The 23,489-nt window shown below is 61.5% G+C and carries 23 protein-coding genes and 2 pseudogenes; 14 read left to right on the forward strand and 11 right to left on the reverse strand.

Features of this window, described 5'->3' with window-relative positions:
- Window positions 1-253 precede the first annotated feature (253 nt).
- Window positions 254-901 carry a TetR/AcrR family transcriptional regulator gene (locus tag NKI24_RS21200; protein WP_352748022.1) on the reverse strand — a complete coding sequence of 216 codons (648 nt, stop codon included), beginning with the start codon at window positions 899-901 and terminating at the stop codon, window positions 254-256.
- A 286-nt stretch (window positions 902-1,187) separates the two neighbouring features.
- Here NKI24_RS21200 and NKI24_RS21205 point away from each other — a divergent pair, with 286 nt between their 5' ends.
- Entirely contained in the window at window positions 1,188-2,081 is an 894-nt protein-coding gene (locus NKI24_RS21205) for an NAD(P)/FAD-dependent oxidoreductase (RefSeq protein ID WP_352744017.1), read from the forward strand.
- A gap of 133 nt (window positions 2,082-2,214) precedes the next feature.
- Entirely contained in the window at window positions 2,215-3,078 is an 864-nt protein-coding gene (locus tag NKI24_RS21210; protein ID WP_023676202.1) for a class I SAM-dependent methyltransferase, read from the forward strand.
- Window positions 3,079-3,984: 906 nt separating this feature from the next.
- Here NKI24_RS21210 and NKI24_RS21215 read toward each other — a convergent pair.
- From NKI24_RS21215 to NKI24_RS21235, 5 genes and pseudogenes are all read right to left on the reverse strand, one after another.
- Window positions 3,985-4,097: pseudogene (locus NKI24_RS21215) on the reverse strand (alpha/beta fold hydrolase); the annotation flags it as partial.
- A 3-nt stretch (window positions 4,098-4,100) separates the two neighbouring features.
- Window positions 4,101-4,913: an SDR family NAD(P)-dependent oxidoreductase gene (locus NKI24_RS21220; RefSeq protein WP_352450989.1), complete on the reverse strand. Its 813-nt coding sequence runs from the start codon at window positions 4,911-4,913 to the stop codon at window positions 4,101-4,103.
- Window positions 4,914-4,947: 34 nt separating this feature from the next.
- A complete protein-coding gene (locus NKI24_RS21225) occupies window positions 4,948-5,454 on the reverse strand; it encodes an SRPBCC domain-containing protein (protein WP_352450990.1) in 507 nt (168 codons plus the stop codon).
- Window positions 5,455-5,457: 3 nt separating this feature from the next.
- A complete protein-coding gene (locus tag NKI24_RS21230) occupies window positions 5,458-6,057 on the reverse strand; it encodes an NADPH-dependent F420 reductase (RefSeq protein WP_352748026.1) in 600 nt (199 codons plus the stop codon).
- A gap of 150 nt (window positions 6,058-6,207) precedes the next feature.
- Window positions 6,208-6,942, reverse strand: a complete 735-nt coding sequence (locus NKI24_RS21235) for an SDR family NAD(P)-dependent oxidoreductase (RefSeq protein ID WP_023676197.1) — start codon at window positions 6,940-6,942, stop codon at window positions 6,208-6,210.
- 268 nt (window positions 6,943-7,210) lie between these two features.
- Between NKI24_RS21235 and NKI24_RS21240 the strand changes: the two genes are divergently transcribed.
- The 6 genes and pseudogenes from NKI24_RS21240 (at window position 7,211) to NKI24_RS21265 (ending at window position 12,176) form a co-directional block, all read left to right on the forward strand.
- Window positions 7,211-8,107 carry a LysR family transcriptional regulator gene (locus NKI24_RS21240; protein ID WP_352450992.1) on the forward strand — a complete coding sequence of 299 codons (897 nt, stop codon included), beginning with the start codon at window positions 7,211-7,213 and terminating at the stop codon, window positions 8,105-8,107.
- A 208-nt stretch (window positions 8,108-8,315) separates the two neighbouring features.
- Window positions 8,316-8,903, forward strand: a complete 588-nt coding sequence (locus NKI24_RS21245; protein ID WP_352451024.1) for an NAD(P)H-dependent oxidoreductase — start codon at window positions 8,316-8,318, stop codon at window positions 8,901-8,903.
- A 108-nt stretch (window positions 8,904-9,011) separates the two neighbouring features.
- Window positions 9,012-9,179: pseudogene (locus NKI24_RS21250) on the forward strand (GMP synthase (glutamine-hydrolyzing)); the annotation flags it as partial.
- 332 nt (window positions 9,180-9,511) lie between these two features.
- A complete protein-coding gene (locus NKI24_RS21255; RefSeq protein WP_352748030.1) occupies window positions 9,512-10,444 on the forward strand; it encodes an alpha/beta hydrolase in 933 nt (310 codons plus the stop codon).
- A 19-nt stretch (window positions 10,445-10,463) separates the two neighbouring features.
- On the forward strand, window positions 10,464-11,411 hold the full coding sequence (locus NKI24_RS21260; protein ID WP_352450994.1) for an RNA polymerase sigma factor: 948 nt from the start codon (window positions 10,464-10,466) through the stop codon (window positions 11,409-11,411).
- 39 nt (window positions 11,412-11,450) lie between these two features.
- Complete coding sequence (locus tag NKI24_RS21265; RefSeq protein WP_352748033.1) at window positions 11,451-12,176, forward strand: SGNH/GDSL hydrolase family protein; 726 nt, start codon at window positions 11,451-11,453, stop codon at window positions 12,174-12,176.
- A 72-nt stretch (window positions 12,177-12,248) separates the two neighbouring features.
- On the opposite strand, the gene NKI24_RS35980 is transcribed toward NKI24_RS21265, so the two are convergent.
- The gene (locus NKI24_RS35980) at window positions 12,249-12,758 is read right to left on the reverse strand and encodes a GFA family protein (RefSeq protein ID WP_502901480.1); all 510 of its coding nucleotides are present in this window, start codon (window positions 12,756-12,758) and stop codon (window positions 12,249-12,251) included.
- A gap of 192 nt (window positions 12,759-12,950) precedes the next feature.
- Window positions 12,951-13,118 carry a VOC family protein gene (locus tag NKI24_RS21270; RefSeq protein ID WP_352748036.1) on the reverse strand — a complete coding sequence of 56 codons (168 nt, stop codon included), beginning with the start codon at window positions 13,116-13,118 and terminating at the stop codon, window positions 12,951-12,953.
- 87 nt (window positions 13,119-13,205) lie between these two features.
- On the opposite strand from NKI24_RS21270, the gene NKI24_RS21275 reads away from it, so the two are divergent.
- Window positions 13,206-13,862 carry a TetR/AcrR family transcriptional regulator gene (locus NKI24_RS21275; RefSeq protein ID WP_023676206.1) on the forward strand — a complete coding sequence of 219 codons (657 nt, stop codon included), beginning with the start codon at window positions 13,206-13,208 and terminating at the stop codon, window positions 13,860-13,862.
- Between the two features lie 346 nt (window positions 13,863-14,208).
- Here NKI24_RS21275 and NKI24_RS21280 read toward each other — a convergent pair whose 3' ends face one another.
- The 3 genes from NKI24_RS21280 to NKI24_RS21290 form a co-directional block, all read right to left on the reverse strand.
- The gene (locus NKI24_RS21280; protein WP_352450998.1) at window positions 14,209-14,754 is read right to left on the reverse strand and encodes a dihydrofolate reductase family protein; all 546 of its coding nucleotides are present in this window, start codon (window positions 14,752-14,754) and stop codon (window positions 14,209-14,211) included.
- A 102-nt stretch (window positions 14,755-14,856) separates the two neighbouring features.
- The gene (locus NKI24_RS21285) at window positions 14,857-15,480 is read right to left on the reverse strand and encodes a dihydrofolate reductase family protein (protein ID WP_352450999.1); all 624 of its coding nucleotides are present in this window, start codon (window positions 15,478-15,480) and stop codon (window positions 14,857-14,859) included.
- 486 nt (window positions 15,481-15,966) lie between these two features.
- Window positions 15,967-17,859, reverse strand: coding sequence for a N,N-dimethylformamidase beta subunit family domain-containing protein (locus NKI24_RS21290; RefSeq protein ID WP_352748039.1), 1,893 nt, complete (start codon window positions 17,857-17,859; stop codon window positions 15,967-15,969).
- 193 nt (window positions 17,860-18,052) lie between these two features.
- On the opposite strand from NKI24_RS21290, the gene NKI24_RS21295 reads away from it, so the two are divergent.
- The 5 genes from NKI24_RS21295 to NKI24_RS21315 all read left to right on the forward strand — a co-directional run bounded on the left by NKI24_RS21295 (window position 18,053) and on the right by NKI24_RS21315 (window position 23,255).
- Complete coding sequence (locus tag NKI24_RS21295; RefSeq protein ID WP_352748042.1) at window positions 18,053-18,826, forward strand: SDR family NAD(P)-dependent oxidoreductase; 774 nt, start codon at window positions 18,053-18,055, stop codon at window positions 18,824-18,826.
- An 80-nt stretch (window positions 18,827-18,906) separates the two neighbouring features.
- The gene (gene hisD, locus NKI24_RS21300; RefSeq protein WP_352748044.1) at window positions 18,907-20,229 is read left to right on the forward strand and encodes a histidinol dehydrogenase; all 1,323 of its coding nucleotides are present in this window, start codon (window positions 18,907-18,909) and stop codon (window positions 20,227-20,229) included.
- A 15-nt stretch (window positions 20,230-20,244) separates the two neighbouring features.
- Entirely contained in the window at window positions 20,245-21,267 is a 1,023-nt protein-coding gene (locus NKI24_RS21305) for a zinc-dependent alcohol dehydrogenase (protein ID WP_352748047.1), read from the forward strand.
- 30 nt (window positions 21,268-21,297) lie between these two features.
- Entirely contained in the window at window positions 21,298-22,029 is a 732-nt protein-coding gene (gene hutC, locus NKI24_RS21310; RefSeq protein WP_352744002.1) for a histidine utilization transcriptional repressor HutC, read from the forward strand.
- A 224-nt stretch (window positions 22,030-22,253) separates the two neighbouring features.
- Complete coding sequence (locus tag NKI24_RS21315; RefSeq protein WP_502901481.1) at window positions 22,254-23,255, forward strand: ABC transporter substrate-binding protein; 1,002 nt, start codon at window positions 22,254-22,256, stop codon at window positions 23,253-23,255.
- The last annotated feature ends 234 nt before the right edge of the window (window positions 23,256-23,489 follow it).

The following is a 23,489-nucleotide window of genomic DNA, read 5'->3' on the forward strand; positions in this document are numbered from 1 at the left end:
ATGGCACCGTCGCATCACCTATCAAATGTTGTCCCGACTGCTGCCGGATCTGCGATGGAGAGAAGCGTCGACCGCATCCAGGCGGGAGCTTGGACCGCGGTAGATGCGAGCGTCTTTTTATCGTTGGGAGAAAGATGAGGTGCCGCGATCTGTGCAAGCTCGGCCGCGCGCGCCGGCCCAATATAACGCCGGCCCAATATAACGAAGCGCCTAGACCACGGTCCCGGCCAAGCTGCCCGGAGCAATCAAATGCTTATCCGCCCGCGTGGTCGTTGCCACCGTGCGCGGCGATGAACATGGCGACGGCCGACCGGCAATAGGATTCGATTTCGTTGTCGTCCTCTGCTCTCGCCTGATCGAAGCGTGCGATAATCGGGAGATCGGATCCTTTGAAAAGCGCGGCAAACAAGCGGGCGGACCGGAGAGGATCGGGCACGTTCAGAACCGCCTTCGCGTGCAACTGACGCAACAGGGCCTCGATTTGGGCGATGACATGGGCGGGGCCGGCTTCGTAATGGAGCTTGCTTAACGACCTTTGATTCGTCTTGTCGGCCATGATCATGGCTTCGACACTGCGGACGTCCAAGCTCAACAGCGTGCGAAGCAGGGATGATCCCACCGCCATGAGCTGATCTTCGGCCGAACCGTCGACGCCTTCAAAAAGGGCCTGTGGTGCAAACTGATGGCAGCGGGTCGCGATGGCCGCGCTGAACAGCGCCTCCTTGTTCTCGAAGTGCCGATAGATGCTGAGCTTGGATATCTTCGCCCGCTGGGCGACCTTGTCCAATGTCGTCGCTTGAAAACCCAATTCCACAAAGAGTTCGCACGCGGCGTCGACTATCGTTTGGCCAAGCGCCTCGTTGGCGGGCCGGCCGCGCCGGCCCTGGCTGTTTACGGTCACGACAATTCCAGTACTTGACAGTATCCTAATTCATGCATTACGATACCATGTAGTATCGGAAATGTGCAAGCCAGTGGGTAGGTTTCAACCTGTTGTCCAAATCAAGTTTCCCCGGGCCGCCCGGCGATATCGAATGCGGCATTGTCCGGCCGGTCAACACAGATGGGCGACTTTCTCGCAGAGGCCGAAGCCCTGCTAGCTGCCGGTGTCGAGCGCGTATCGGTGGACGATATTGCGCGCCAGGCCCAGCCCAACCCCCTCCATCCACGACACGGAGCCCATCACCATGGATGACGTCATCATCATCGGCGGCAGCTTTGCCGGTCTCGCCGGCGCCCTGCAGCTCGGCCGTGCCCGCCGCAAGGTCACCGTTCTCGATACCGGCCTGCCGCGCAACCGCTTCGCCGGCCATTCACATGGTCTGCTCGGCCACGATCACAAGCCACCGCTGGACATCCTGGCCGAGGCGCGGCAGCAGCTGGCGCGCTATCCCACGATCAGGCTGGTCAATGCCCGGGCCGACAGCGTCTCCGGCGCCGTCGACGATTTCTCCGTCCTCACTGGCGATGGCGAAAGCCTTGGGGCGCGCCGCCTGATCCTGAGCTATGGCGTCGCCGACCAGATGCCTGATGTTCCGGGCTTTGCCGAAGGCTGGGGCACGTCCATCGTGCCCTGCCCCTATTGCGACGGCTTTGAAGTCGCCGGCCAGCATTGGGGCCTCGTCTGGTCCGGCCCGCAGTCGCACCAGTCTGTCAGGCTGTTCCACGATTGGACCGACAGGTTGACGCTCTTCGCCGATGGTCACGACATTCCGCCCGATATCCGGGCCGATCTCGCGCGTCGTAACATACCTGTCGTCGATGGCCGGATCACCGAGATCGCCCATCACGGGGGCCATCTCGCCACCGTCAATCTCGATACCGGCCCCAATGTCGCGGTCGACATCCTGTTCGCGCATCCGCGCAACAAGCCGTCCGCAAGCCTGCATGAATCGCTGGGCCTCGCCACGGTCGATACGCCCCTCGGCATCGCCCTCAAGGTCGACGAGCGCCGCGAAACCAGCATGCCCGGCATCTACGCCGCCGGCGACCTCGCCAACCCCCTCATGCCCTCGGTCACCACGGCATCATCGCACGGCGCGATGGCGGGCATCTTCTCCCAGCAGTCGATGCTGGTTTGAGAGCACAGATTCCCTTCTCCGGTTGCCGCGGGCTATCATATTCTGAAGGTTGCGGGCCGGTGCCACGGAACGCGGGCCCCCTCTCCCCTGAGGGGAGAGCCTAGCAAAGAAAGAATCAGAACAAGGATATGGCATGGCAGAGAAAAATGTTTATCAGGTAGCCGACTGGAATGGCCAAAGCGGGGAGCGCTGGGTCGCTTACCAGGCCCGGCTCGATGCCATGATGGCGGTGTTCGGCCAGGCCGCGATCGAAGCCGCCGCGCCCGCCACGGGCGAACGCGTGCTGGACGTCGGCTGCGGCGCGGGGGCGTCTAGTCTGGATCTGGCCGCCCGCGTCGGCGCGGGGGGCCATGTGCTAGGCGTGGACATATCCGAACCGCTGATCGGCAGAGCGCGCGCGCTAGCGCCGCAGGATACGCCGGCCCTGTTCCAGGTGGCCGACGCCAGCAGCACCGCGTTGCCCGAGGGCGCGTTCGACATCCTGTTCTCGCGCTTCGGAGTGATGTTCTTTGACGATCCTACGGCGGCGTTCGCTCATATGCGCCGTGCGCTCAAGCCGGGCGCGCGGGTCGCTTTCGTCTGCTGGCGCGGCATGGCCGAGAACGATTGGGTGCGCTTGCCGATGGGCGCGATCAAGGGCATCGTCCCGCCGACGGCGCCGCCCGATCCCGAAGCGCCCGGCCCGTTCTCGTTTGGCGACCAGGGGCGGGTGGCGCGTATTTTAACGGCGGCTGGCTTCACCGATGTCGCTATCGCGCCATTCGATGCCTCCATCCCGTTCGGCGAGGGGGGGACGCGGGACGCGGCGATCGACGACGCGGTGGAGATGACACTCGAGGTCGGCCCGCTGTCGCGCGCTCTCGCTGATCAGCCCGACGACATCCGCGCCCGCGCCTCGGCCGCGGTTCGTGCCGCCTTCGCGGGCCTCCCCGGCGAGCGGTCGGTGATGATCGACGGCGCGGCGTGGATCGTCATGGCACGCAATCCGGCAAGCTGACAGGGATTAACAGGGGAGACGCCCCCGCTCGGTGGAGCGGGGCGTCTTTGGCCGGTCAGATTGATGTCCCTTCTGGCTTGGAAGCCGCCATTAGCGAGCTAGAGGCTTTGATGGCGGGGTACAGCGTTTGCACGACACTCGAAAACGTTGGTGCACGTGCTTACGGAGCACGTAGCGGGTACGACGTCCGCACGCGATGTATTCGAGGCTGCACAGAACGCCGCCAAGGCGTAAGTCCGGGACGGATCAAGGCATGAGAGGAACTGCGTGTCGTTCAGGCTCTTGCGAGCCGTGACGGTCTTTTTGCCGACGGGATCGTGAAGGCACAGCTAAAGAATGTCGAAAATCGACCAATCGATGCCGATAGTCGCTGAAACCGAGCCGATTTTGAATCGCCGAAATTCTCTTTTGAATTCAAGAGCGCAAATTTCTGACGGATCGGGGAGACGGTTCTTCATTGCGTGCAGAAAGAATTTGTGCGTGGAATTCAATGCGTTACGATCACTTAAAACAATCGAGTGGGAGTGAGGGGGCGTGCGGTAGAGTAGGTTGGAGTACTGTCGGATATATTCGGAAATTGTTGGTCAACGATAGAAGGCGATAGTTCGCGGGCGATTCTGCAAGAACAAGCAGCCGTTTTGCAGGTCGGCGATAGACCTTCGATTATATGTAGAGATGCTCAAAGGGATCGATACACCGCGCCGTTCACAGCACATGCTTTGGATTGGGATTGGAGCGCCGATCCAATTCCTCGGACAATAGACATCATGTTCCGTGGATTTGTATCATGGTCTAAGCCCCGGGGCGGGACCAACGAGACGAGCGCACGGCCGCCGAGCACAGCGGGGACGGCGCCGTAGCTGAATACGTTCTCGTGCCTCGCATAGTTTCAGAGTGCTCCCGCAATGCGTGGATCGTGCGCATGCCGTGCGGCAGATCCCTGTAGACTTAAGCGTGCCATGCTTCAGCAGCTTGGCCGATAGCGGACCCGAGTTGGCGAACGGAACAATTTGGTCGTCCTGCTACGCGACGAAGCGGACCACGCCACCATCCACCCGCAAAGCCGCGCCGGTGGTCGCCGAAGCCTGCTCCGAGCAGGTGTAGATGATCATGTTGGCCACCTCATCGGTGGTCGCGAAGCGGTGGATGAGGCTCGTCGGACGCATCGCCTGCAGGAAGCCCTGCTCGGCTTCGTGCTGCGTGATTCCATTTGCGTCAGCCTGTTTCGCCATGAAGTTGCCCAGGATCTCAGAGCGGGTAGGTCCCGGCAGGACGGCGTTGACGGTGACGCCCGTGCCCGCGACCGCCTCGGCAAGCCCGCGTGAGACCGCGAGTTGAGCGGTCTTGGTCATGCCATAGTCGAGCATTTCCTTAGGGACGTTGACTGCGGATTCGCTACTTATGAACACGACGCGGCCCCAGCCTTTCGCCACCATCCGCGGCAGGTAATGACGGCTCGCGCGCACGCCACTCATTACGTTCAACTGGAAGAGGTCAAGCCAGTCCTCATCGGGGATATTTGCGATATCCTCGACGCCGTTGTAGCTCCGGATGTGTGCTGTACCGACGTTGTTCACAAGGATATCGGCGTCCGGCGCATGCGCGATCAAGGCCTTTGCCCCCTCCGCTGTCGCAAGATCAGCGGCGATACCCGAGATGTCGCTGCCGGGGAAGGCCTGCCGCATCTGCCGCACCGCCTCATCGACCCGAGCGTTTCCACGGCCGTTGACGACGACCGATGCACCGGCACGCGCCAACCCCTCCGCCGTCGCGCGGCCGATACCGGCGGTGGATCCGGTAACAATGGCCTTGCGGCCTTTGAGTTCGATATTCATCTCATTCATCTCCAAAATTAAATAGGAAGCGCAATCAATCCACTGTCGTCTTCGCTGTTTCCGCCTCCGCTGCGTGGGCGAGGCTTTCGACCCAGTCTTGGTGATACCGGTAGAGTGCGCCGGGATGTTTGCGCCCGAGTTCATCGAGGAAGAAGGGGCCCTGCTGCGTTTCCTCGGTCAGCACATGGCAGCCATGGTCCGTAGGCGTGATGACCCAGCCATGGTATGCGCTTGAGCCGGTCTCGTCGCCATCAACTGTCGTCGCCCATGCGAGCCTGCGAAGGGGCTCGCATTCCGTCACGACCAGACTCATCGGAAATCCAACCGTCACACGGCTGTATCGCGTTCCGAGCGCCAGTTCCGGCTCCCCCGTCAGAATCTTGACCTGATCCTCGGCGGGAAAGTAGCTCGACCAATTTTCGGCTTCGACGAGCAGCTTCCAGACCGCTTCAGGCGGCGCCTTCACGTCAATGTCGTTGAGTGCGTAGATGGCCGACGTTTTCGGATCATATCGCTCGGGCCAAGTCACATGGTCGTACATCGATTACTGCTCCTTCTTGAACAAATCCTGGAAGATGAGCTGGCCCCAAGTGCGGCCGCGCGCGTGCACCAGCGCGCCACCCTCGTTGAGCTTTCCCAGCTTGACGGGTGCGAACCCGAGTTGTTTGGCCAAGGCCGCCACGGGAGCGATCGCGTCCTCGTCGTCGCTCGACAGAAAGACGACCCGGTGGCCGCCCTCGACGATCGGATCGGCAGCCAGGGTGGCCGCAACCAGGTGATTGAAACCTTTCACGAACTTGGCGCCGGTGAACGCCTTCGCGACGAAGGCGGAGGACGGGAGGCCGTCCAGCTCTTCAGGCACTGGAAACGCGTTCATCGCGTCGATGACTGTCTTGCCTTCCCAGCTCGGCAGAGCCTTCGCAACCTCGCGATGCTCCCCGAACGGGACCGCCAAGATGATTGTGTCGGCCTCGAGTGCATCCCGCAGCGACTTGGCGACGACCGTGGGTCCAATCGCCCGAGCCTGCGGCGCCAACGCCTCGGGCGGCCGGCGGCTCGCGACGGCCACGTCGATGTTTCTACGGGCGAAGGCGTGGGCGAGGGCCTGACCTATCTTACCGAATCCTACAATTGCGTAGCTCATGATCTTCTCCGATCCGTGTTGGTATTGATTTCCCCGGCCTTCAACGGCGCTGGGTTATTCGTTGCGCTGTGTGGCGACCTTTGCGTGGTCGTTCCACCATGGACACGCTAGTTCCCGCCGGTCAGCCGCTTCCCGCGATCCGGCGCGATTTCAGATGGCCGAGAAGCCGCCATCGACGGATAACTCCACCCCATTCACGAAGCTCGAATCGTCGGAAGCAAGAAACAGCGCGGCCGTCGCAATTTCCTCAGGACGCCCCATCTTTCCCCGCGGGATCAGGGATTCGAACATCTGCTTCGCCTCCTCGGTGAGGACTTGGTCCTGCATCGGTGTGGCGATCGGCCCCGGGTGCAGCACGTTCACCCGGATATTCCTGCCCTTGAGTTCGTTGAGCCACCCGCGTGCGAATGCGTGCAGCGCCGCCTTGCTCGCCGCATACACGCTGTAACCAGGAAAACCTTTCACCGAAGCAACTGACCCGGTCATGAAGATCGATCCGCCATCGTTGAACAGCGGCAACGCCTTCTGAACCGTAAACAGCGTGCCGCGCGTATTCAGGCCGAAGGCCGCATCGAAGTGCTGCTCGGTAATCTCGCCCAGTGGGACGGCTTCGCCTGTGCCGGCGCTCGCGTACAGGACGTCGATCCTGCCCTTTTCCCGCTTGACTGTATCGAACAGGCGGTCGAGGTCGTCGAGATTGGCCGCGTCGCCGCGCACGCCGGTCACGTTCCGGCCGATCAGCTTGACGGCCTCGTCCAGCGCCTCCTGTCTCCGGCCCGTGATAAAAACATAGGCGCCTTCTTCAACGAACCGCTTGGCGCTCGCCAGCGCCATGCCGCTCGATCCACCCGTGATGACTGCAACCTTACCCTCAAGCTTTCCCATGACTTCTCCTTTCGTGGTGTCGGGACAGCATCTGCCCCCGAGAGCCTCGAAATGGGTCCGCCGGCGTCAGTTGTTGAGTGCGGAAGCGCGCACATCGGTGGTGCGAAATCGATCCGGTTGGACAACTGACGCCAGCCGCGACGATCGGTGTCCGCCGTTCGGAATTGGGCCGCACTCGTCGACATAGGCTATGATGAACGCCCGTACTGCTGTTCGATGTGTTAGATACGGGCTTTGGAAGGCGCACCGCGCGGTGCGGGATTGCACCATGATCGACTGGGATGACGTTCGCTACTTTCTTGCTGTCGCGCGCGGAGGCTCGGTGCGGGCCGCCGCCGAGCGCCTCGGGGTGAATCACTCGACCGTGCTGCGACGCATCGCCCAGCTCGAGGAACGCCTCGGGGCGCACATGTTCGAAAAGCTGCCTTCGGGCTACCGCCTGACGGCTGCGGGCGAGGAGGTCCTCGAGCTCGCGAACCAGATGGAAGCGTCGTCGCACCAGCTGGAGACGCGCGTCTTGGGGCGCGACCAGAGCGTTCGCGGGCTTCTGCGGGTGACGCTGGCGCCGCCCCTCGCGACACATCTGCTCATGCCGGACTTCGCCGATTTCGCGCGTCTGCATCCGGACATCGAGATGGAAATCTTGTCGTCCGGCGAGCTGGCAAATCTGACCAACCGAGAGGCCGACGTCGCGATCCGCGTCGTCTACGACCGCAAAACCCTGCCGCTCAATCTTCACGGCCTGAAGGGACCGGAGCTGTTCGGCGGCATCTACATGTCCTGCGATCGACTAGCCGCGTGGCGTGCGGGCGCGCCTGATCCCATCCGGTGGATCGTCATAAGCATTCATGGAATTCCGGAATGGGCCAGCGAGGGTGAGGTTCGCACCACCGGGGTTCCCTTCAGGACCACGGACGCCGAGGCGCAGATCGTTGCTGTACGGCAAGGGCTCGGGATCACGACACTGCCCTGCTTCGTCGGAGATGCCGACCCCCTACTGGTGAGGGTGCCGGGCACCGACCTGCACATGTACGGAACGCTCTGGCTTCTCACGGTGGGGGAGACACGCAAGACGAAGCGCGTGCGGCTCTTCACGGAGTTCGTATCCCGCAGGCTAGCCGCGTACGCTCCGCTTCTCGCGGGGCTGTCCATATCGCGCGACTGACGGCTGGCAGGTCGCCGATGGCGCTGTCTCGAGCGTACTTCTGTAGAAGGGCCATTCTCGGCGTCGAAAAACAATTGCTCTTTGAAGACTGTGGCGCGTACAGCTATTTCGAAATCCATGATTGGCATGAGAAGCTTTGCCCGAGCACCGCGCCGCACGAATGATGACGCGCAGCGCAACCAAATTGGGGAGGATTCAAAATATTGGTATGCGATGTTTGATTGTCACGGCTCATCCACTCAATCCAAGCCTTTGCCAAACGCTTTCGAACGCAGCTATCGACACCCTGATGGATGCGAAACACCAGTGCCGACATGTTGATCTGTATCGATCTGGCTTCTTCCCGGCTCTTACACCGGCGGAGCGCGCGAGCTACTATTCCGGATTCGAGACTACAGAGGTAGCTAAAGAGATTGAGGATCTTCTCTGGGCCGAGACTATCGTCTTGATTTTTCCCACGTGGTGGTTCGGACCTCCAGCTATATTGAAGGGCTGGTTCGACAGGGTATGGGTGCCTGGTATTGCATACGATCACGCAGCCGATCTTGGTGCCATACAACCGCGACTTCGCCAGTTAAGGAAGGTGGTTGCAATAACCACTTTGGGCTCACCTTGGTGGGTCGATTGGCTGATCCTCAGGCGGCCAGTGCGGCGTGTTCTCAAGACAGCTATTCTGAATACCTGTGCTCCTCAAGCCTCGCTTACGTTCCTTTCATTTTACAAGGTTGAAAGTCTGCCTAGGCAAGGTGTCGATGCTGCGATAAATCGCATTAGATCAATGCTACAGCATCTATAGCTAAGCCCCGTCACAATGCTCCTTTTCTTTGAAGGGCGCAGGTAGAGCAATGCCCGTGGGGACAGCGCGGCTCGTGACCGCTGCCCTTATCGGTATGTACGCGCATACGCGCCGAAAGCGTCAGCATCGGTAGATGGCAGCACCGCGGATATCTACCGTCACGACATGGCATTCCTGGGCGCCGCCGCCACCGGCATCATCAACGAGGTGCGCGGCATCAACCGCGTCGTCTATGACGTGACGAGCAAACCGCCAGGCACAATCGAGTGGGAGTGACAAGGAGTACTGCGGAGTAGAAGAGGATAGAGCAGCATGTTTAAGGCGATGTTGGCTCGGCGATAATAGTCAATAGTCCCAGCCCCCGGCCACCCGGCGACGGCATAGACGAAGCATCTGGCCGATCGGCGAATGTCTGGAACGAACGTCCCACAGAGAAGGGTGGAGCAGCCTAGCCTTGCTGGGTTTGACACCCGGGGTCCGCGGCAACTGCCACCGGCGAGGCGTTGCATCTGCCGGCGACGTATCCTTTCGCTCAGTTCGTCCGTCTTAGCTGTTGATGGGCGCGGTCATCCTGAACGTCGCCCTCCACAACGAATTGGAGCGTGACAATGAACAGCAAGCAGAGCTTAGCGAACAAGATACACTATGAAACGCTCGCCGAGGCTTGGCGCAGCGGTCGGGAATTGCCGCCGGAAGTCTCCGAGTGGTCTGTCTTGACGGCAGAGCCGGGCGACGTCGATTACATTGAGACCAAACTCGGCGACAAGACCGCGCTGTGGGTTCAGCCAAAAGCGGCGGCCAATGATCGGGTCATGCTTTACCTGCACGGCGGTGGCTATCTCGGCGGATCGATCTGGACCCATCGCAAGATGGTCGGACACCTCGCCAAGGCGATTGGCTGTTACGCGCTGCTCGCCACTTACGACTACGTTTTCCAGAGCAAGTTTCCGCGCCAAATCGAGCAGGCCGTGACCGCGTTCGAGTGGCTCGCCGAGCAAGGTATCGCGCCGAAGCACACCATAGCTGCAGGCGATTCCGCCGGTGCTGGCCTGATCGTTGCGGCCGCGATGAAACTCCGTGACGCGGGACGGCCGCTACCGGCCGCGATTCTCAGCATCTCTGGCTGGTACGATCTGTCGGCGAGCGGGCTCTCTTATGAAGCCAATCGCGAGAAGGACGCATTCTTCCAGAAGGCGGCCGTGGATATGCTGGCATCGCAACTCCTCGCAGGTACCGATCCCAGGGATCCACTCGCCAGCCCGATCTTTGCCGATCTGAAGGGCCTGCCCCCGACCTATCTGCAAGTGGGTGGAGACGAAACCCTGCTCGACGACAGCCGGGCGCTTGCCGACCGCGCAAAAGCCGCCGGCGTCGAGGTGCGCCTGGACGTATTTCCGGGGATGCTGCACTCGTTCCAGATGATGGCTGGGCGTGCTCCCGAAGCCGACGACGCGATCGCGCGGTTGGCACAATGGGTTCGCCCCAAGCTTGGTCTGGCCGCAACCGCGGCAATACGCGCTGAAGGTCAGGAGGTCGCATGACTGGCAAATTGAAACCAAGATGTGGCAGCTGAAGGACATGCCCGAGCGACCGACCGGCCTGTTCGACGCGCAGTATCGAGCCTTCCTCGAGACAGTGTGGGGCGTCCGCGCGCAACTGCATCGCTATTGCACTCGCATGACCGGCTCGCGGCTCGACGGCGAGGATCTCATGCAGGAGACGCTGTTCGAGGCCTACACGAAGATCGAGACCCTCGATGATCCCCGCAGGCTAAAACCCTGGTTGTTTCGCATCGCTCACAATCGCTGCATTGACTTTGTGAGGCGGCGCCATGCGCGCGAGCGAGCGGAAAGCGCCTATTCGGACGACATCGGCGTCATCGCTGCAGAGCCAGCGACCACTGATGCCCATCGCGCCGTCGAACGGCTGGTCGGTCATCTGCCGCCCAAGGAGCGCGCCTGCGTGCTCTTGAAGGATGTGTTCGACTATTCGCTGGAAGAGACCGCGGAACTCGTGGGCTCGACGGTTGGCGGCGTCAAATCCGCGCTCTCCCGTGGACGTGCGAAGCTCGCCGGCTTGCCCGCGGAACCTGTCGGTGAACCGAGCCGCCCGCTGGATCCCGACACCGCGCGGCTCTTGCAGCGCTATGTTGACCTCTTCAACCGCCATGACTGGGATGGCGTGCGGGGCCTGACCAGCGCCGATGCCCGGTTGCGGGTCGCCGATTGCTATGACGGCCTGCTCAGAAGCTCTCCCTATTTCGTCGAATACGAGCGAAACCCGGAGACGTGGACCATGGAGTTGGGGACGATCGACGGAGAACCCGTCCTCCTCGTGCTTTTCCAGCGAGGCGACCAGTGGCAGGTCGCGTGGCCGGTTCGTGTCCATGTCGCCGGTCGCGTCATCGACCGCATCGAAGACTATTATGCCTGCCCGTGGGTCGTTGGAAACGCCTCGGAGTCCGACTTGACGCTCACGCCTTGGCCAGCCGTTTTGGGAAGAGCATAAGGCGACGATTTCTCACTCTGGCTTGGCGGAGTCACGCTGGTGAATTCTCAACGAAAAATCGTGGCGTGCCTCGGATCGAGCAGCACGGCGGGCAAGGGCCAGGCATTCGATTGGATCGCGGAGCTCCGCCGGCGGCCGGGCAACGGGCAATTTGAGTTCCGGAATTTTGGCGTCGGCGGCGACTTGGCCTACAACGCGCTGCAGCGGTTGCCGGATGTGCTCGCCTGTCGTCCCGACAAGGTCATCGTCTGGGTCGGCGGGAATGATGTTCTCACGCTCGTGTCACGCAAAGTGCGGCGATTCTTTACGTTTTGGAAGCGTCTGCCCCGCACGCCTTCGCCCGATTGGTTCCACGAGAATCTGGCCGAGATAGCACGCAGGCTGAAGCGCGAGACGGCGGCGGACATCGGCCTTTGCTCGCTCCCTCCGATAGGAGAAGCGCCGGATTCGGACGACCCGTTCCAGAGCGAGCTCAACCGGCGGATCAAGGAATATTCTGCGATCGTGGCGGCCATCGCGCACGAGGAACGCTGCGGCTATGTCCCGCTCCATGAGGCGCTCACCGAGGCGGTTCGCGCCTCGCCTGGCCGGGCCTACACGGCGTTCAACTTTCTTCCATTCTATCGCGATGCTTTTCGCGTACTGGTGCTGCGGCAGCGTCCGGATGATGTCGCCCGCGTAAATGGCTGGCTATTTCACACCGCACTTGAACAGCCGGGCAGGGCTGATCGTGGCGGATCGCCTACAGAAATTCGTCAGGCCTGAACCCTGAGCGGCAAGGCTGTATCCGATTTGCGCACCTATCTGAATGTCTTATCGCGCAGGCTGGCGGCCGGTTTATCGACCTAGCAACATCGCCACGCGCGATGCCAAAAGTTTAACGACGAACCCTAGAGGATAACCCCGGTGGCTCGGCACGTCGTCAGGAATGACATCGCTGTCCGACTTGAACTTAGTGCAAATCCGCAGCTGCAGTGGCGGGAGTTCTCCGTGAAACCGCGCTCTGTATGCCGAGACCCAATGCGGACCTCTATCGAAGTTCATTAACATCGCTGAATTGCAGCACATGGCGATGACCCTATTCGTGGCTGAAGTTTCCTTAAGCTTGTAACCCCTCAGCAATTCGGCCCCCTTGGAGCACTCGATGCGGTCCTTTCGATAGAGGATGTATTCGGTGCCGCCATCGGGATCGCGTATGGCGCCAGCACCTGGCAAAGCTTCGATCTGATCAGCTCCCTTCCGGCAGTCGTCGCAGTAGCAGGCACTGCTCACGATCGGCCTGCCAAAGGCTTTGAGTTCGACGCCACCGCAAGAGCAAGTTGCGGTCATGATAGGTGAGTGCGTCATCTGCTGGTGATCATCATGCGATTGCCCTCGCTGTCCCGAAATTCCGCGATCGTGCGCCCGGTTGCCATGGCGCGGGGCGCGGTTCTGCTATGATCTCGGCGCCTCGCGATTTGAGTCTCTGAACGGTGACTTCGATTTCGTTGTCAACCAGCACGAGGACGGGCCCCTCAGATGGTGTTTCGTCCTTGCGCCTTAGGAAGTGGAGGGTGGTTTCGGCACCTGGAAATCCGAGTTCGATCCATCGCACCCATCATTGCCCATTGGCTGATCGGCGACGACGCGGCAGTTCAGGTGATCGATGTAGAACGCCTTGGCGCGTTCCTGGTCGAACACCGGAAGCTCCGCGAACTGGATGTGCATTGTCGATCTCTCCCCATTGCATCTCGGTCCAAATCAAACTAGACGGTCCAGTACCATGAATCAATCGGCAGCGGACACGCCAGGAGCATGACCACGACGCGTTCAGCAGGTGTTTCAGAAGAACTCGAACCGCACGGCCGGTCGGCGAAAAAGCGGCGGGCCATCCTCGAGGCGGCGACAGAAGTGTTTCTGCAAAAGGGCTATCTGGCCACCAATATGGACGAGATCGCGGCGCTTGCGGCGGTGTCGAAACAGACCGTCTACAAGAATTTTCCGAACAAGGAGATGCTGTTCGTGGAGATCGTGAGCAGCGTGACCAATCGAGCCAGCGATAGGGTCCACAGTAAAATGCCCGAACTCGCCGAGGGCGAAGATATTGCCGATTATCTTCAGCGCTATGCGTACCGACAGCTTACCACTGTACTCACGCCGCGCGTCATGCAGCTGCGCCGTCTGGTGATCGGCGAGGTCGGCCGCTTCCCAGAACTGGCAAAGGCGCTCTTCGATGGCGGACCCGGGCGCGCAATTGCGGCGATGGCAGTGTTGTTCGAGCGCTTGGCTGATCGCGGCCTGCTTGCGATCGATGATCCGGCCGTCGCCGCTTCCCAGTTCAATTGGTTGATTATGGGCGAGCCATTGAACAGGGCCATGCTGTTGGGTGACGAGTCGATTCCGAAACCGGCGAAGCTTCGACGGCACGCCGCGGCCGGCGTACGGGTGTTCCTTGCGTCATACGGCAAGTGAGGCACGCCACGGCGACGAGCGAATGCCGGGCGCTACCGTGCGGACCGTTCGGCCGTGTTTGACGGTCCTTTTTTTGGTCCCCAGTGGGTCGCGGCTTGTTGCGGCGCGGCTGTCGAAAATCGACCGATTGTTGTCGATAGTCGCCGAAACCGAGCTGATCCCGAATCGCCGAAATTCCCTTTTGAAATCAAGAGCGCAGATTTCTGACGGATCGCAGAGTCGGTTCTTTAGGGCGTGCAGAAAAGTTTGTGCTGCCGCCTCCTCGCGTTACCATGGCTCAAAACGATCGAGAGGGAATGAGCTCAAATTCGGTCCGACGGACATTAGGATGTCGGGTGGGTTATGATCAGGCGGGAACGTACGTCACTCTGATCGCGTCCTCGCCAACCCGGTCGCTGGCCACGAGACGCAGCGGTGGCCGGGGGCCGGCGAAGAATGCCTTGCCGCGACCAAGCACGATGGGACGGAAGTAGAGCCGGTACTCATCGATAAGGCCAAGCTCGGTCAGACTACCCGCAAGCTCCGGTCCGGCGACTTCGATCTCGCCCTCGTGTTCGGCTTTAAGCGCCCTAACGAACCCTTTGAGATCGTCGTCCACCAGCGTGGCGTTCGGCCCGACCGACTTCAGGGTGCGAGAGACGACCCATTTCGGCTGCGCCCGCCAGGCCGCCGCAAAGTCGCGCCCGACCTGGTCCTGTCCCGGCTGATCCTCGTCCCAATAGCGCATTACCTCGTACATGCGCCGGCCGTAGAGGCTGCCGGCGATCCCGCGCACATGGGCGTTGAAGTGGCGATGGAGCGCCTCGCCCGGCATCGGCAGCCCGGGCCCGCCCTCGGCGCCAGCGACATAGCCGTCGAGCGACTGCATCATTCCGAACACAAGCTTCGCCATGCACAGGCTCCTATCGATCGACGACGATCCGAAGGGATCGCATTCATTTATACCTCGCCCTCACTTCGTCGGTTCGTTGGCTGCACACATTCTCTGACGTGTTCACGTTGGCCGGTAAATCTGCGCCACCGCGCCCCCCGGGAAGGCTTTCGAGCTCACCAGCTTGAGAGACATCGGCGCGACCAGTTCGGAGAACAGCGGCAGGTCTTTGCCCAGCGCCACGGGGGCCACCGTCAGGGCGAGCTGGTCGACCAGTCCTTGGGCGACGAGACTCCGGGCGAAGCTCACTCCGCCGTGGGCGATGATCGGCTTGCCCTCTTGGGCTTTCAACTTCGCGACTTCCTCCGCCAAGTCACCGCTCGCCACATAGGCCTCCGCCCAACTTTCACCACCGGGCTGTAACTTTGCCGGCTGACCGGTTCCCGCGTTGACGGCGCGAGCCTCATCGAGCGCCGCCGACTTGCTCACCTCCCTCAGGATCTCCGGTCCCCGTCGTGAGAAGACGGCCTTGGGGATCTGGTTCATCGGCGCCGCGAACTGGTCGCAGGAGATCGGCCACCAGGCGGCCATGTCACGGAAGCTGCGGCTGCCCATGATGTGCAGGCTCGAGTTCCATATGAACTCTACGCCCCAGGCCTTCGCCTCTTGATCGGCGCCGAACATCCATGTGTTTCGGCCATCCAGGTCACGGATCGATATGGACATCTTCAAGATCAAGTCTCTCATCGCTTCTTCCTAGCGCTGGTGAGACCGAAGGACGGGCCAGATCGGTCAGTTCCGACAATTCGTTGCGGGATAGTCCGACAACGCTTGCACGCCGCCGAAGAGGGATACCGAGCTTCCTTGCCTAGTCGGCGAGGGTGTCGTTGATGCCGCGCCAAATTCTGGTTCAGCGCCGTTTGTCAAAGCAGCGCACCTGAAGGTTGCGGCTGAGGCAACTGCCGTCCGCCAGGTGGCGAGAGGCATGTGAGACGAAGCCGGTGCACGCCGACTGATTTGACTCCCAAAAACGGATACGGGTCTTTCCGTAACGGCGCCAATCAGCTTATCGATTTTTCTCGGCCGGTTCTCCTTTCGTGGCGCCGAGGCGGGTAAGCAGATTGAGCGTGATCCTGCCGACATCGTTCATGGCGCCTGCGGCTGGCAGCGCGCCGCACCAGGCAACCGAGCTTGCGGAAAAGATCAAGCCGCCTGCTGCGAGCTTTCGCAGGGTCATTTCGGCGCAGCGGCGGGCGATGGTTGCCTATCCCCGCCCTCGTACCAGCGCGTCGGATCCTGAAAGAAGCTGTCGGGAAATCCCGTCGCACGCGCGATCACGACGGTGTCAGCGGAAGTGCCGAGGGCTGGGTCCGTCGCATCCACTTCGTAGCCCGCGGCACCGCCCAGCACGATGCCGTCCGTGCCAAAGGTCGCATTTTCAACGCCTTCGAACAGCCATGCGCATCCTGCTTCATGGCTTTCCTCAGTGCGCGTGAAGGGGCGTGCGCCATCGAAACCCATCAATGAGATTGCACTGCCGATCAGCGAGAATTCGCCTCGGCCGCGGCAGCGGAGATAGCCGCCTGGTTCGTTGGTGATCGACAGCGCCTGTTCGGCGACCGGGCCGTCCCAGGTGCGGCCGGCCTCCAGCGGCGAGCGCCGCAACTCCATCAGATCGTCCTTGAAAGCCACAGTGGCAGCAAAGCCGTTTCCGCCGAGATAGGCGATGCTGCCGCCTTCGGCTACAAACTGCCGCAGCGCCTGCTCCATCTCGATCGACATATATTCGGGATGACTGCCGGTGACGACGGCTTGATGTCGACGCAAACCGTCTATGCCGCATTCGTGCAAATCGTGATCGGTCAGGATGTCAAACACGATTCCATTGTGGTGGCAGAATCGGAGGAAATGCAGATCGACCGGCAAATTGTGTGGGCAGCCGCAGAGCGGATAATCGTAATCGTCCCTGAGCGTCACTTTCGGCTTTTTGTAGGAGCAAATGGAAACACCGCTAAGGTCGGAATGGTAGTCGTAAAGGGATTTCAGATTGTTGGCGATCGCGAAGCGATGTCCGCGGTCGTCGCCTTTCCATTCATAAAGATGATCCGGGAGACATTCGTCCGCGTAAGCGAGATAGGTCGCCGTCGGCACGAGATACAACAGCGGCGACGAAACCTGTGAAGAGGTGACGAAGAACACCACGCGTTCGTAGCCACCCTCCCATTCGACCTGGAACGCGTAGACGCCTGGGTGTGCGTTTTCAGGGATCGTCGCGCGGTGCGATGCCGGCCACTCAAGCGGGCCGATATCGTCGTCGTGGCAATGGATAGCGTCGTAGTGCGACGGCACCAAGCGAGGCTCGAAGCTCGATCCGTCCCAGCGTGCCGAAGTCACGCAGAAGGCTGGCTGATTGATCACGTCGAGGAGCAACGGATCTGCTCCGCCCGACGACAGGATCGGCTGCGTTGGTAACAGCGTCGGGAAATCCCAGGCAATGGTCCCGTGTGGGGTGTCGAGCCGGATCGCAGCAAATTTCGCGTTGAGGGTAGGTTCGTGGTTGGTGGCACTTGCGCCGAAATGGATGTCGTGCGCCTGGAGGTTCCGCGCCGGGCCGCCAAAACCTTCATGGAGTTCGTAAGGCGCGAGACGGTCATGGGATTTGATGCGCAGACGCGATTGTTCCTGCCGCAGGTGCAACTCGACGGTGAGCCACACACCAGTTGGCGCCTTCTTCTCGACAAAGGTTTCGTCACCGATTTTCACGACAAATGCGCCGTCGCGGAGGCGCAGCCCGAGGGCGCCTGCCTCCAGGATCGTGCGCGCACCTTCGTTGCGCGTGAGGAACAGCTCAAAACGTATGACGTGGACGGCTTGTACTTTGGCCAGTTCGCCGGCTCGCACGAACAGGAACGACCCTTGGTCGAAATGCCGACGCCGTGCTTCACCTACCGTTTCGATGGGCCAGGCGAGAAATTCCGGAGCCGGCTTGTCGAGCCGGCAAATTCGTGTGGCCTTTATCGGCCGATCGCATGACAGGCTGAGCTTGATCCGCTGGCCTGCTTTGGCACTCCAGGGGGTGGTATAGCCAACCACGCTCATCGCGTCGTGGTCTACTGCGCGCTTCATCTATCCCTCCCGATGAACTCCAGATGGGCTGGGGCGAACCGCGTAGTCCGGTCCGATGTCGGCCAATGCGCTGCCGCTCTGACAAGTTCCGCATGGCGCACTACAGCCATGATGTACATGCTTGTATAGATAAGCTGCATTCGGATAGTCTCGACGCGATCGGTCCAAGCGCGACATTACCAAGGAGGATGACATGCGCAACGCATCTCTCTTCGATCTGTCAGGCAGGAAGGCGCTTGTAACCGGCGCAAGCCGTGGCATCGGGCGCAGCATCGCCGAGGCGCTCAGCGCGGCCGGCGCCGACGTCGCGGTCACGGCGCGCAGCGTGGCCTCGCTCGAGAAGACGATGGCCGCCATCCGCACCGCCGGCGGGGTCGCGCATGCCATCGCCCTGGATGTCACCGATGTCGACCGCTGCCGGGCGGCGACTGCCGAGGCCGGCAGCCTGCTCGGAGGTCTCGATATTCTCGTCAACAATGCGGGGGTGGAAGAGGTCCGGCCTTCACTCGATGTCGACGAGGCCTTGTGGGACCGGATTGTCGATACGAATCTCAAAGGCGCCTTCTTCTGCGCCCAAGCCGCCGCGCGGCAGATGAGAGACGCCGGACGGCCCGGCGTCATTATCAATCTCTGCTCGCTGACCTCCGAGGTTGGGGTTCCCACGGCGGTGCCGTACGGCTCGTCGAAATCAGGCCTCCTCGGCATGACGCGGGCGCTTGCAGCGGAGTGGGCCGATCTCGGGATCCGGGTCAACGCCATTGCGCCTGGCTATTTCAGGACAGCGATGACAGACGTGTTCTACAGCAACGAGGCATGGCAGCAATCGATGCTCGCCAAGATTCCGCAGCGCCGTTTTGGTGATCTCTCGGACCTGCACGGAATCGCGGTGTTCCTCGCTTCGGATGCGGCAGCCTACATAACCGGCCAGTCCGTTCCCGTGGATGGAGGCTTTCTCGCATCGATTTGAAGGCTTCAGGGGCCGGAGACGTGTCCCAGAAGTGATCGACAAGCGCTAATCGTAATTGCGTTCTAAGAAAAGGAGCCGCCATGTCTGACGTCAGCTTCCACCGCCTGTCATCCCTCAGTGTCGATCAGCGGGCCAGTTTACTGAAACGCGCCGAAGGAGATCTGTCTTCCTTCATCGAAAAGGTCCGTCCAATCATCCAGGCCGTCAAGGATGAAGGTGACGCGGCACTGCTCCGGTTTGCACGCGAACTCGACAAAGCCGATGTTGCCGACGGTGGACTGAAAGTTTCGGAAGCGGAGTTCGACGCGGCATTCGACAAGGTCGAGAAGGATGTCGTGGAGAGTATCCGGTTCGGCATCGAGAACATAAGGCATTTCCACGAGGAGCAGCGCCCGGAAACAATGTGGCTCAAGGAAGTTCGGCCAGGCGCCTATGCGGGCGACCGATACACACCGATTGCTTCCGTTGCGCTTTATGTTCCGCGCGGCAAAGGCGCCTTTCCCTCGGTGACGATGATGACCTCGGTTCCGGCGGTGATTGCCGGGGTTCCCCAGATCGCGATCGTGACGCCTGCGACTTCGGATGGTTCCGTCGACGCCGCGACGCTGGTTGCTGCCCGCATCGCCGGCGTGGAGACCGTGTACAAGTGCGGCGGCGCCCATGCGGTCGCCGCCGTCGCCTATGGGACCGAGACCGTGAAGCCTGCCGTCAAGATCGTCGGGCCGGGGAGCCCCTGGGTGGTGGCGGCAAAGAGCGTGTTGTCCCCGATCATCAACACAGGTCTCCCCGCCGGTCCTTCCGAAGCGATCATTTTTGCCGATCACAGCGTCGACGGCGGCCTGGCCGCTCTTGACCTGTTGATCGAGGCCGAGCACGGGCCGGATTCCTCGGCCTACCTGGTGACGCACAGCCGCAAGGTCGCCGAAGCCGCGTTGATTGCGATACCGGAACACTGGTCCAGGATGAGCGAACAGCGTGTGGAGTTCTCACGCGCGGTGCTGACTGGGAAGCGCGGCGGCATCGTGCTGACCGAGTCGCTGGAGGACAGCTACCGGTTCATCAACGACTATGCGCCGGAGCACCTCGAGATTCTGTCAACGGAGCCATTTGCGCATCTCGGACGTATCACGGAAGCCGCCGAGATCCTCATGGGTCCGCATACGCCGGTGACCCTCGCCAACTTCGTCCTCGGGCCCAATGCGGTGCTGCCGACCAGCCGGTGGGCGCGAACCTTTGGACCGCTTTCCGTGACGGATTTCGTCAAGAGATCGTCGGTCGGCTATGTGACCTCGGCGGCCTATCCGGAACTCGCCCTGCATGCCCGCAGGCTCGCCCGCTACGAAGGATTCAGCTCGCATGAGAACGCGGTTTCGGAGATCCGCGATCGCTATCTCGCCGGCTGAGCGGAAATGATGACGATGAGGGCGGCGCGACTCTATGGACCCGGCGACTTGCGCGTCGAGGATATCGCCGCGCCAGGCGCTCCCGAACCAGGCTGGGTGAAGCTAAGGGTCGATGCCGCAGGCATTTGCGGTTCCGATCTCCACAACTTCCGCACGGGCCAATGGATAAGCCGATCGCCTTCGACGGCTGGCCATGAGCTGACAGGCACGGTGATTGCCATCGGCGAGGGCGTGGATACCGTCGGTGTTGGCGACCGAGTGGTCGCCGATTCCCGTTTCTGGTGTGGAGAATGCGCGCAATGCCATGCAGGCAAGCGGCATCTTTGCACGTCGCTGGGCTTCGTCGGCGAGATATGCGACGGCGGATTTGCCGAACAGGCGGTCCTGCCCGCACGCCTCCTGCACATCGTCGATGCCGTGCTTGACGAACGGGTCGCGGCGATGGCCGAGCCGCTGGCTGTAGCGTTGCACGCAGTGCGGCGTCTGCCGAAAACGGCCGGCTCCGTTCTTGTCGTCGGCTGCGGGACTATCGGCGGGCTTGCCGCACTGCTGCTTTCCCGGACATTCGCAGGTACCGTGCTCGTCGCCGACCGCAATCAGGGCCGCTGCGCCCGGGTGGCGAGGATCACCGGCGCCAGCATCGTCGACTTGAACCGGGACGCCATTGCCGCCGCCACCGCGGATGCCCCCTTGCTCGCTGCCGTCGAAGCAACCGGCAGCGTCGCAGCACTCGGCCAGTTGCTCGGCGTTCTCGATGCCGGCGGCACCGTTGCGATGGTCGGCATATTCCATGGCCGCCTCGACATCGATCCCAACATCCTGGTTGAACGCGAAATCGCATTGCTGGGATGCCACGCCTTTGCCGATGAGCTTCCCGACGCCATTCGGATGCTCGGCGAATTGACCGAGCCCATGGTCGAACTGATCGACCGCGAGATCGGCCTGGATGATGTTCCCGCAGCCTATGAGCGGCTGTTGGCGGGGCAGGGCGATGGTTTGAAAACAATCATCCGGATGCGGTCTGCCGGGCGCGTGTGATTTCCGAACCTTGCCGGAAGGATTTTTGAAATGATCACTTTGCCCGACACCGCCAGCCCTCTTTACGAGAAGGTCAAGGACTACATCCTGACGAACATCGGAACGGGGCGATGGAGCAAGGACCGCAAGCTGCCGTCCGAAAATGAATTCGTGGCGACACTCGGCGTGTCTCGGATGACGGTCCATCGTGCCTTGCGGGAGTTGACCTCTGCGGGTTTTCTGATCCGGCTCCAGGGCGTCGGCACATTCATCGCGCCACCTCGACCGCAATCCGCACTGATCGAGATCAACAACATCGCGGCGGAAATTGTCGCGCGGGGAAACAGGCATCGCTCCGAGGTTATCGTCCTCGAAAAGATCATGCCGACAAAGGAGCTCGCGCTTTCGTTCGAGTTTGCAAAGCGCGTGTCGGTCTATCATTCCATCGTCGTCAACTTCGAGAACGACCTGCCTGTGCAACTGGAAGAGCGCTTCGTCAACCCGGGCCTGATACCCGACTATGACAAGCAGGATTTTTCCAAGACAGCGACCTACGACTACCTCATGCAGAAAACCCCGGTGACGGAGGTCGAGCATATCATCTCAGCGACCCCTGCCGATACCGAAACGGCACGGCATCTGGGCATCGATACCGGCAGCTGCTGCCTGTTTCTGCATCGCCGGACATGGACGGGCGCCGTCGTTGCCACGATCAGCAAGCTGACTTACGTTGGCAGCCGCTACTCGCTTGGCAGTCGATATTCTCCATCCAAAAAAACCTGATCGCAGTGAAGCGAATCAGAGTCGGAAGGAGGGGCTAACTTGTATATGCATGTATGTATTTAGCCTTGACATCCGCTGTTGCTGACGTTGAAGTGTCGTCGCACTTTCGTTGAACGAACAGCTAAGATGCCGAGGCACGGTGCCGCAAGAGCAGAAGCCCGCATTCTCACCAGGCCGGATGTTTGGTTCAAAAAAGCGGCCTAATCATCAAGGGGAACAAGATGATGCGTAACCTAGCAGGACAATTTCGGGCACTCGTTATGGCTGCTGCCGTCGGGTTTGCCCCGGCGGTCTACGCGGCCGACACGACAATTCCGGCGACGCCTGAGGCAGGAACATTCAAGATCGGCATCGAGCCATGGCTTGGCTACGGCCAGTGGCACGTCGCCGAAGCCAAGGGTCTGTTCAAGGCAAACGGGCTGTCCGACGTGCAGATCGTGAACTTCGCCGAGGACAAGGACATCAACGCCGCCCTGGCGAGCGGCCAGCTCGATGCCGCCAACATCGCGACCCACACGGCTATGGGAATGGTTGCGGCCGGCCTGCCGGTGAAGATCGTGCTTCTGCTCGACGTCAGCATGACGGCAGACGCCATGATCGCCGGCAAGGACGTCGCCTCCGTCGCCGACCTCAAGGGCAAACAGGTGGCTTTCGAGGAAGGCACGACGAGCGACATCCTGCTCAAATACGCGCTCGCCAAGAATGGCATGTCCATCGCCGATGTCCAGCCGGTTCCAATGCCGGCGGCGGATGCCGGCAGTGCGTTGATCGCCGGCCAGGTCCCGGTGGCGGTGACCTATGAGCCCTATCTCACCGCGGCCAGGGCACAGAACAAGGACGTCAAGCTGCTCTTCACCGCAGGCGAAGATCCCGGCCTGATCAGCGACGTGTTCGTGGTGCGCGATGAGGTGATCAAGTCGCGTCCCGGCCAGGTGCTTGCCATGATCAAAACCTGGGATGCGGCCCTGAAGGCTTACAATGCCGACACGCCCGACGGCCGGGCGATCATCTCCAAGGCAGTCGGTTCGAGCGTCGAAGACCTCAACACCGCCTTTGATGGCGTGCGTTACTATACTCTCGCCGAAAACAAGGATGCGCTGACGGGCGAATTTTCCACCGAGACATTCGCCGATGTCGAGGCAGCCGCCAAGAACGCCGGGCTGCTTCAGGCGGACGTGACGCCGGAGCAGATGATCGACCCGTCATTCGTCAAGGCCGCGAAATGACGAGGGCCGGCTCGCGGTGGTGACGCAAATGTCCGCGCAGCGTGCGACCAAGCCAAGCCCGTCTCACGCAGCGCCGGGGCCGGTGATCAAACAGCCGATGCGCCGTCGCCCCACCCCCCGGGGGGGCCCCCCCCACGCCCCCGCGCGCGTGCGGGAGATTTGACGGGGGGGTTTTTGGGGCCGCGGTGTCGGCCGGGGGGGGGCCACCGGGGGGGGGGGGGGAAAACCGCATTT

The organism is Mesorhizobium sp. M0701 (genome assembly GCF_040320365.1).
Taxonomy (GTDB): Bacteria; Pseudomonadota; Alphaproteobacteria; order Rhizobiales; family Rhizobiaceae; genus Mesorhizobium.

Bases quoted from the DNA above. Each gene is read 5' to 3' on its own strand.
- NKI24_RS21205 (WP_352744017.1), top strand. From the start codon at position 1,188: ATGGATGACGTCATCATCATCGGCGGCAGCTTTGCCGGTCTCGCCGGC.
- NKI24_RS21210 (WP_023676202.1), top strand. From the start codon at position 2,215: ATGGCAGAGAAAAATGTTTATCAGGTAGCCGACTGGAATGGCCAAAGC.
- NKI24_RS21220 (WP_352450989.1), bottom strand. From the start codon at position 4,913: ATGAATATCGAACTCAAAGGCCGCAAGGCCATTGTTACCGGATCCACC.
- NKI24_RS21225 (WP_352450990.1), bottom strand. From the start codon at position 5,454: ATGTACGACCATGTGACTTGGCCCGAGCGATATGATCCGAAAACGTCG.
- NKI24_RS21230 (WP_352748026.1), bottom strand. From the start codon at position 6,057: ATGAGCTACGCAATTGTAGGATTCGGTAAGATAGGTCAGGCCCTCGCC.
- NKI24_RS21235 (WP_023676197.1), bottom strand. From the start codon at position 6,942: ATGGGAAAGCTTGAGGGTAAGGTTGCAGTCATCACGGGTGGATCGAGC.
- NKI24_RS21240 (WP_352450992.1), top strand. From the start codon at position 7,211: ATGATCGACTGGGATGACGTTCGCTACTTTCTTGCTGTCGCGCGCGGA.
- NKI24_RS21245 (WP_352451024.1), top strand. From the start codon at position 8,316: ATGCGATGTTTGATTGTCACGGCTCATCCACTCAATCCAAGCCTTTGC.
- NKI24_RS21255 (WP_352748030.1), top strand. From the start codon at position 9,512: ATGAACAGCAAGCAGAGCTTAGCGAACAAGATACACTATGAAACGCTC.
- NKI24_RS21260 (WP_352450994.1), top strand. From the start codon at position 10,464: ATGTGGCAGCTGAAGGACATGCCCGAGCGACCGACCGGCCTGTTCGAC.
- NKI24_RS35980 (WP_502901480.1), bottom strand. From the start codon at position 12,758: ATGACGCACTCACCTATCATGACCGCAACTTGCTCTTGCGGTGGCGTC.
- NKI24_RS21270 (WP_352748036.1), bottom strand. From the start codon at position 13,118: ATGCACATCCAGTTCGCGGAGCTTCCGGTGTTCGACCAGGAACGCGCC.
- NKI24_RS21275 (WP_023676206.1), top strand. From the start codon at position 13,206: ATGACCACGACGCGTTCAGCAGGTGTTTCAGAAGAACTCGAACCGCAC.
- NKI24_RS21280 (WP_352450998.1), bottom strand. From the start codon at position 14,754: ATGGCGAAGCTTGTGTTCGGAATGATGCAGTCGCTCGACGGCTATGTC.
- NKI24_RS21285 (WP_352450999.1), bottom strand. From the start codon at position 15,480: ATGAGAGACTTGATCTTGAAGATGTCCATATCGATCCGTGACCTGGAT.
- NKI24_RS21290 (WP_352748039.1), bottom strand. From the start codon at position 17,859: ATGAAGCGCGCAGTAGACCACGACGCGATGAGCGTGGTTGGCTATACC.
- NKI24_RS21295 (WP_352748042.1), top strand. From the start codon at position 18,053: ATGCGCAACGCATCTCTCTTCGATCTGTCAGGCAGGAAGGCGCTTGTA.
- hisD (WP_352748044.1), top strand. From the start codon at position 18,907: ATGTCTGACGTCAGCTTCCACCGCCTGTCATCCCTCAGTGTCGATCAG.
- NKI24_RS21305 (WP_352748047.1), top strand. From the start codon at position 20,245: ATGAGGGCGGCGCGACTCTATGGACCCGGCGACTTGCGCGTCGAGGAT.
- hutC (WP_352744002.1), top strand. From the start codon at position 21,298: ATGATCACTTTGCCCGACACCGCCAGCCCTCTTTACGAGAAGGTCAAG.
- NKI24_RS21315 (WP_502901481.1), top strand. From the start codon at position 22,254: ATGCGTAACCTAGCAGGACAATTTCGGGCACTCGTTATGGCTGCTGCC.